Genomic DNA, 7298 nt, shown 5'->3' with positions numbered 1-7298 from the left:
CGGCGGTCGCGGCCGCCGCCGGGCCGCCCCGACCGCCCCGGCCGAGCCGGACCTTCCGGACTACTACCGCTGATCCGCCACCGGGGCCGCCCGCCCGGCCCCGGTCCCGGTGCCCGCCCAGGGCCCGGCCGCGGGTGTCCGCAGCCAGGCGCGCCGCCGTGTCAGCCCTGGATTGCGTAAAGCCCGACGACGACCCTTCGAGCCCCGCCCCGGCGGGGCACTAGGGTTTGCCGCATGACCGGCGACACTCACAGTAACGCGCTGAGGACTCTCAGGTACGATGTGCCTGCCTCGCTCGTGGTCTTCCTCGTCGCGGTGCCCCTGTCCCTGGGGATCGCGATGGCCTCGGGTGCCCCCCTCGCCGCAGGTCTCGTGGCCGCCGTCGTGGGCGGCATCGTGGCCGGAGCGCTCGGCGGCTCCGTCGTCCAGGTGAGCGGGCCCGCCGCCGGCCTCTCGCTGGTGGTGGCGGACCTCGTCCAGACGTACGGCTGGCGGGCCACCTGCATGATCACCCTGCTGGCCGGAGCGGTCCAGCTCGTGCTCGGCCTGCTGCGGGCGGCGCGGGCGGCGCTGGCCGTCTCCCCCGCCGTGATCCACGGCATGCTGGCCGGCGTCGGCGTGGTGATCGCCCTGTCCCAGCTGCACATCGTGCTCGGCGGCAGCCCGCAACGCTCGGCCCTGGCCAACATCGTGGAGCTGCCCGCGCAGGTGGCCGCGATGCACGGCCACACGGTGGCGGTGGGGCTGCTCACGATCGCGGTCCTCGCCCTGTGGGCCCGGCTGCCGAAGCAGGTCAGGGTGGTGCCGGCCCCGCTCGCGGCGCTGCTCGTCGCCGCGGTGACCGCGTGGGCCTTCCAGTGGGACGTCACCCGGGTCGACCTGTCGGGCAGTCTCGGCGCGTGGCAGTTCCCGGTGCTGCCGCAGGGCGACTGGCACGAGGTGGTGGCGGCCGTGCTGCTGGTCGCGCTGCTCGCGGGCGTCGAGTCGCTGCTGTGCTCCGTCGCCGTCGACGGGATGCACGCGGGGCCGCGCGCCGACCTGGATCAGGAGCTGACCGGGCAGGGCGTGGCCAACATGGTCACCGGCGCGCTCGGCGGTCTGCCGGTGGCCGGGGTGATCGTGCGCAGCACCGCCAACGTCAAGGCGGGGGCGCGTGGCCGCTGGTCGTCGATCCTGCATGGGGTGTGGGTGCTGGTGTTCGCGCTGGGGTTCGGCTGGACGATCCGGCTCATCCCGATGGAGGCGCTGGCCGCGCTGCTGGTGTTCATCGGCGTGCAGATGGTCAACCTCGGGCACATCCGCAAGGTCCACGGCCACGGCGAGGTGCCGGTCTACGTCATCACCATGCTGGCGGTGATCGTGCTCGGCCTGGCCGAGGGCGTGGTGGCGGGCCTGGCGCTGGCCGCGGTGCTGGCGCTGCGGCGGCTGACGTGGGTGACGGTCAAGACGTACGAGCCGGTGGACGGCGGGCGGTGGCACGTGACGATCTGCGGGTCGCTGACGTTCCTGGGCGTGCCGCGGCTCACCCACGAGCTGCGCGCCATCCCGCCACGCGCCGCGGTGGACCTCGACCTGAACATCGACTTCATGGACAACGCCGCCTTCGAGGCCATCCACTCCTGGCGGCTCAACCACGAGCGGTCCGGTGGCACGGTGGAGATCGACGAGATGCACGACGAGTGGTACGCGCTGGCCGCGAGCGGCGCCCGCATGTACCCGGCCAAGACGCCGCTGGCGGCGCCCGACCGGTGGTGGCTGCCGTGGGCGCACCGGCACCACCGGCCCGCCCGCCACCCGGAGCCGTTCCCGGAGCCGAAGCTGGGGCCGCCCGACCGGCCGGAGTGCCGGCTGACGGCGGGGGCGCGGGAGTTCCACCGGCGTACGGCGCCGCTGGTGCGACCCATCCTCACCGAGCTGGCTCACAAGCAGCAGCCGTCGCACCTGTTCATCACGTGCGCCGACTCGCGGGTCGTGCCGAGCCTCATCACGGCGAGCGGGCCCGGCGACCTGTTCACGGTCCGCAACATCGGCAACCTGGTGCCTCGCCGGGGCGCCGAGCCGCACGACGACTCGGTGGTGGCGGCCATCGAGTACGCCACGCAGGTGCTGGGCGTGCACACGATCACCGTGTGCGGGCACTCGGGTTGCGGGGCGATGGCGGGGCTGCTGAGCGGCGGCGTGAAGGCCGGCAGCCTGCCGGGGATGCGCCGGTGGCTGCGGCACGGCCACCACAGCCTGGCCAGGTTCATCGAGAACGCCGAGGAGCCGCTCGACGCGCGGGCGCTGGACCAGCTCTGCCGCGTCAACGTGCAGCAGCAGCTGGAGAACCTCCGCACCCACCGCAAGGTCGACGAGCAGGTACGGGCGGGACGGCTGGAGCTGGTGGGCCTGTACTTCGACATCGGCTCGGCCCGGGTCCACATGCTGCCGCCGCTGCCGTCCACGATGGCGGTCAAGATCTGACCCCGTACGCGTATCCCTCCGCGGGCCGGGCGGCGGAGGGGGTCAGCGTCGGCGAGCCACCCTCAACCCAGATCGGCGTCGTGGACCAGAATGGCCGCCTGGACCCGGTTGGCCAGCCCGAGCTTGGCCAGCACGCGGCTGACGTGGGCCTTCACCGTCGCTTCGGTCAGCTTGAGCTCGCGGCCGATCTCGGCGTTGGACAGCCCGCGGGCCACGGCCCTGACCACGTCCTCTTCCCGGGCGGTCAGCGACGCCAGCCGGCCGCGCGCGATCTCGGCCCGGGACGGCCCTCTGCCGGCGAACGAGCTGATCACCCGTTTGGTCACCGTGGGCGACAGCATGGCGTGCCCGGCCGCGACCGTGCGCACGGCGGCGGCCAGCTCGCGCGGGGGCGTGTCCTTCAGCAGGAACCCCACCGCCCCGACCCGCAGCGCCTCGTGAACGTACTCGTCCAGATCGAACGTGGTCAGCATGACCAGCTTGGGCGCCTCCGGCGTGTCCATCAGGCGTGCCGCGGCGGTCAGGCCGTCGGTGCCGGGCATGCGGACGTCCATGAGGACGACGTGGGGCTTGAGCCGGGCGGCGGCGGACACGGCCTCGTCACCGTCGCGCGCCTCGCCGACCACCACCATGTCGCCCGCCGCCTCCAGGATCATCCGCAACCCGGACCTGACGAGCGCCTCATCGTCGACGATCAGAACCCGGATCATGGAGCCGGTATCCGGGCCAGCACCTGAAACGCCTCCGGCCCGGGCCCGTCCTGGGCCCCCGCACCGTTCTGTGGACCGGCCACGAGCCTGCCCCCGGCCAGCTCGACACGCTCCCGCAGCCCGACCAGCCCCCACCCGGACCCCGGCAGCCCACCGCCCCGTTGACCCGGGCGTGGCCCGCCCTCGCCCCGCGGACCGCCATGGTCCGGCGGCCCGCTGCCAGGCGCGGACGGTGCCGTGTTGTGGACCACCACCTCCAGGTCCGCGGGCAGATAGCGGACGAGCACGTCTATCCGGGTGTCGCCTGCGTGCTTGTGCGCGTTGGTCAGGGCCTCCTGGATCACGCGGTATGCGGTGCGCTCGACGGTGGGGGCCAGGGGGCGGGCGACTCCCTCGTCGTGGCGGTTCACCACGACGCCCAGCGCGCGTGACTGGTCGAGCAGCCGGTCGACGTCGGCGAGCGTGGGCTGAGGGTGGCGTTCGGCCCCACCTGTCGCATGCTCACCCGACGCGGGACCACTCGTGGTGTCCCGAACCCGTACGGAGTCGGCGGCCTCCACCTGATCCGCTGCGGGACCGGCGAACGCGGCGCGGGATCTCCCGGCCGCATCGGCACGCGGTTCCTCGGCGGAGCCGGTGGAGGGGCGGGCCGAGTCCCGCACGTCATCCCCCGTGCCGGAACGTGACTCCCGCACGGGATCCCCGGACCCCTGACCCGGCCCTCGTACGGGCGGATCCGTGGAGCGCAGCACCCCGAGGACCTCGCGCAGGTTGGTCAGTGCCTCGCGGCCGACCCGGCCGATGAGGGCCGCGGCCTCGGCCGTGCGCCCGTCCGGCGCGCCCACCTCCAGCGCCCCCGCGTGCAGCACCATCAGCGACACCCGGTGCGCGACCACGTCGTGCATCTCCCGGGCGATGCGCGCGCGTTCCTGTGCCCGGGCCTGGTCGGCGCGCAGCACCTGCTCGCGCCGGAGCTGGTCGGCCTGGTCGCGCATCGCGTCGATGACCTGCCGCCGGGCCCGCGTCCACAGGCCCGCCACCAGCGGCAGGCCCAGCAGCGCGCCGCCCATGAGCACCACGTTGGCCGGGGTGCCGGCGACCAGCATGCGGTACCCGCCCCCGAGGCGGGAGACGACCCCGCCCGTGAAGAGCACGGCGACCGCGCCACCGCAGTAGAGCCACAGGGCACGCCCGCGCAGCCGCGTGCCCGCGTAGTAGGAGGCCGCGGCGGCGGCCGGCCACATGACCAGCCACACCTGGGCGACGGCGCCCACCACGGCGAGCAGCCACAACCCGCGCCCGTTCACCCGGCCCGGTGACCGCTCCTCCACCGCCACGAACACCGCGGCCGCTCCCGACGCGGCGGCCATCGCCGCGGGCACCGGCCAGGGCAGCCCCGTGGCGACGCCCAGCGCGCCGGAGGCCGAGGCCATGGACAGGACGAACACCATCGCGCCCAGCGCCCACGGCGTGATGCGCTCGATGACGCTTCCATCGCCGTACGTCATGGCCCGAGGTTATCGGGGGTTCCGGCGATCGGCCCCCTACGAAAGTCGAGGGTGCTCCGTCCCTTTCGAGGGGGATGGTGGAGCCCGGTCGTCCAGCAAGGTGAGCGGCATGAGAAAGACAGCCATCGCGGGCCTCCTGCTCGCGCTCACCTGTGCCGGCACCACGACGCTCATGCGACCCGCCCCGGCAATCGCCTCGCCGGGTGCCGGCGGGCGCTCCACGTCCGTCGTCACGCCGGCCCTGCCACGGCCGACGGGTCCCCATCCGGTCGGCCGCTCGACCCTGCACCTGGTCGACTCCAGCCGTCCCGACCCGTGGGTGCCCGACCGCAAGGCCCGGGAGCTGATGGTGTCCGTCTGGTATCCGGCCCGCGCGGCCACGGGGAAGCCGGCGCCGTACGTCACGCCCCAGGAGTCCGAGCTGATCCTGCGCGACGTGCCCCAGCTCAGGGACCTGCCGCCCGACACACTGGCGAGGACCACGACGTACGCCCGGGTGGACTCCCCTGAGCTGGGCCGCAAGGGTGGCAGGCCGCTCGTCGTGATGTCCCCCGGCATGAAGTTCCCCCGGGCGACGATGACCTCGCTGGCCGAGGAGTTCGCGAGCAAGGGGTACGTGGTCGCGGGCATCGAGCACACGTACGAGTCCGTGGCGACCACGTTCCCGGACGGCAGGACGGTCACGTTCGAGGCCGGCAAGGGCGGCAACACGCCGGAGCTGGGCGAGAAGGTGGCGCGGGTCCGGGCCGCGGACACCGAGTTCGTGCTGGACCGGCTGGCCAGGGCGGGCCGCTGGAAGCGGCTGATCGACGAGCGCAGGATCGCGATGGTGGGCCACTCGGTCGGCGGGCAGAGCGCCGCTCACCTGCTGCCCCTGAGCGGGCGCATCCGGGCCGCGGTCAACCTGGACGGCTCCTACAACCCCAGGACCCCCGCGAAGCCGATCAGCAAGCCGTTCATGATGATCGGCAACCCGAGGCAGCAGCCGAGCACCAGCGGCGAGAAGGGCTCGTGGGACACGTTCTGGGAGCACGTGACCGGCGACGGGAAGCGGTGGCTGACGGTGACGGGCGCCGAGCACTCGAGTTTCGTGGACTACGCGGTGCTCCAGCCGCAGCTCGGGCTGCCCGCGTACCCGATCGACGGCGAGCGCTCGCTGCGGATCACCCGCACGTACGTCACGGCGTTCCTCGACGCGCATCTGCGCGGCGAGCGCCGTCCTCTCCTGGACGGGCCCTCGGCTGCCTACCCGGAGGTGAAGTTCTGGGGTTCCTGACCAGCTGACGGCCGCCGTCGGCGACGGCTCGCACCGCGAGCCGTCCGCATGACGACCCGTCTCTGCGGCGTGCCCTCCGTACGGTGATCCGCTTGTCCGGCGTGCCGTCAGGCGGGGGCCGGGCCCGGTGGTGAGGGCGTTCGCGGGTCCGGGTGACGGAGCAGGCGTCGTACGGCGAAGGCCAACTGCAGCCGCAGCCGTCCCTGAGGGGTGCGCACGTTCCAGCCCAGGAGGTGCTCTCCGCGGGTCAGGCGGTCCAGCAGGGTCGAGTGGTGGATCGTCAGCTCGCCGGCGGCGGACCGCACGCTCGCGGCCTCGGCGACCGCGTGCAGCGTGGCGAGCATCCAGGGCGCCGCCGCACCGGCGCGGTCGAGCGCCCGGACGTCGGGAACGTCCTGCCGGCCGCCGGGGTCCACCGCCGCGGCCAGGAGCTCCAGCGCACCCAGATCGTCCGCGTACACCACCCGAGGGCCCGGGTCCTGCTCCGTGCCCTCGGCCGTGAGCCGCAACGCCAGACGCGCCGAGCGGAACGACCCGGGCAGCTCCAGCACCGGAACGGCACGGCCGACCCCGAGCCGCTCAGGCGGCCCCTGGCGGGTGCCCGGCTCCGGGCGCGCTGTCGTGCTCCGTTCGATCCGGGCGGCGCCGCCGGCCACGGCCACGGCTTGGAACAGCGCGTTCTCCTCCAGCTTGAGGGTGCGGGCGGCGCGCAGCCGGGCCTGGTCGGACGCGCCCGGGTTGAGCAGCAACTCCACCAGGGCGGGGTCCTCGCGTGGCGCGCGGCCGGCCGCCCCGCCCCAGGCGCGGTCCAGGACGCCACGCGCCGCGACGGCGGCCCGTTCCAGCACGATGGCGTCGATGGGCCCGGCAGGCGTCGGGCGCTCCAGCCACAGCCGGGCCGAGCCGCTCCGTACCCGCTCGGTCGGCCAGCCGGGATCGGGTGGGGTGGCGGCGTCCTCGTGCCGCCCGTCGGGCAGCGCTCGGATGCGCAGATGGCGCTCGTCGTCGACGAGGCGGGTGGGGCAGCCGGCCAGCACGGCGGCCGCGCGGACGATCGCCTCCAGGCCGGCCCGCGTCTCGCCGAGCCGGTCGAAGTAGGCGATGACCTTGACGGCCGCCCCGGCGTCGGGATCGAGCGCGGATACTCGCCCCACGAGGTCCTTCATCGGCTCATTCTGCCTCACCTTGAAGGACGAGCGGCTCCGCTCCAGGGAAACGGACCGGGCTGAGGTCTGGCGGCGGGCCGCTCCGTGTGCGCCCGGCGAGATCAGCTCTGATTCCGGCGAATCCTTTCGCGGTGTGGGGGCCTCTTATGAGGTGATGGCCACACTGAGGTAGGAG

At 74.1% G+C, this 7298-nt stretch carries 5 protein-coding genes; 2 read left to right on the top strand and 3 right to left on the bottom strand.

Annotation, left to right across the window (positions count from 1 at the left end; all coding sequences use genetic code 11):
- Positions 1 to 234 precede the first annotated feature (234 nt).
- Entirely contained in the window at positions 235 to 2463 is a 2229-nt protein-coding gene (locus ABZS51_RS35605; RefSeq protein ID WP_355450631.1) for a SulP family inorganic anion transporter, read from the top strand.
- A 62-nt stretch (positions 2464 to 2525) separates the two neighbouring features.
- Here the strand turns inward: ABZS51_RS35605 and ABZS51_RS35600 are convergent, their stop codons facing one another.
- Together ABZS51_RS35600 and ABZS51_RS35595 are read right to left on the bottom strand one after the other, a co-directional pair.
- Entirely contained in the window at positions 2526 to 3173 is a 648-nt protein-coding gene (locus ABZS51_RS35600) for a response regulator transcription factor (protein WP_355450628.1), read from the bottom strand.
- The gene (locus tag ABZS51_RS35595) at positions 3170 to 4681 is read right to left on the bottom strand and encodes a histidine kinase (RefSeq protein WP_355450625.1); all 1512 of its coding nucleotides are present in this window, start codon (positions 4679 to 4681) and stop codon (positions 3170 to 3172) included. Before ABZS51_RS35595 ends, ABZS51_RS35600 begins: the two co-directional genes overlap by 4 nt.
- 109 nt (positions 4682 to 4790) lie before the next feature.
- Here ABZS51_RS35595 and ABZS51_RS35590 point away from each other — a divergent pair, with 109 nt between their 5' ends.
- Entirely contained in the window at positions 4791 to 5957 is a 1167-nt protein-coding gene (locus tag ABZS51_RS35590) for an alpha/beta hydrolase (protein ID WP_355450623.1), read from the top strand.
- Between the two features lie 107 nt (positions 5958 to 6064).
- Here ABZS51_RS35590 and ABZS51_RS35585 read toward each other — a convergent pair whose 3' ends face one another.
- The gene (locus ABZS51_RS35585) at positions 6065 to 7123 is read right to left on the bottom strand and encodes a helix-turn-helix domain-containing protein (protein WP_355450620.1); all 1059 of its coding nucleotides are present in this window, start codon (positions 7121 to 7123) and stop codon (positions 6065 to 6067) included.
- Between the last annotated feature and the right edge of the window lie 175 nt (positions 7124 to 7298).

The organism is Nonomuraea sp. NPDC005501 (genome assembly GCF_040605905.1).
In the GTDB taxonomy this organism is placed as follows: Bacteria; Actinomycetota; Actinomycetes; order Streptosporangiales; family Streptosporangiaceae; genus Nonomuraea.
Note: the sequence above shows the minus strand (reverse complement) of the source record. Positions and strands in the feature narration are given on the sequence as shown.

Coding starts and splice junctions, on each gene's coding strand:
- ABZS51_RS35605 (WP_355450631.1), top strand. CDS start 235: ATGACCGGCGACACTCACAGTAACGCGCTGAGGACTCTCAGGTACGAT.
- ABZS51_RS35600 (WP_355450628.1), bottom strand. CDS start 3,173: ATGATCCGGGTTCTGATCGTCGACGATGAGGCGCTCGTCAGGTCCGGG.
- ABZS51_RS35595 (WP_355450625.1), bottom strand. CDS start 4,681: ATGACGTACGGCGATGGAAGCGTCATCGAGCGCATCACGCCGTGGGCG.
- ABZS51_RS35590 (WP_355450623.1), top strand. CDS start 4,791: ATGAGAAAGACAGCCATCGCGGGCCTCCTGCTCGCGCTCACCTGTGCC.
- ABZS51_RS35585 (WP_355450620.1), bottom strand. CDS start 7,123: ATGAAGGACCTCGTGGGGCGAGTATCCGCGCTCGATCCCGACGCCGGG.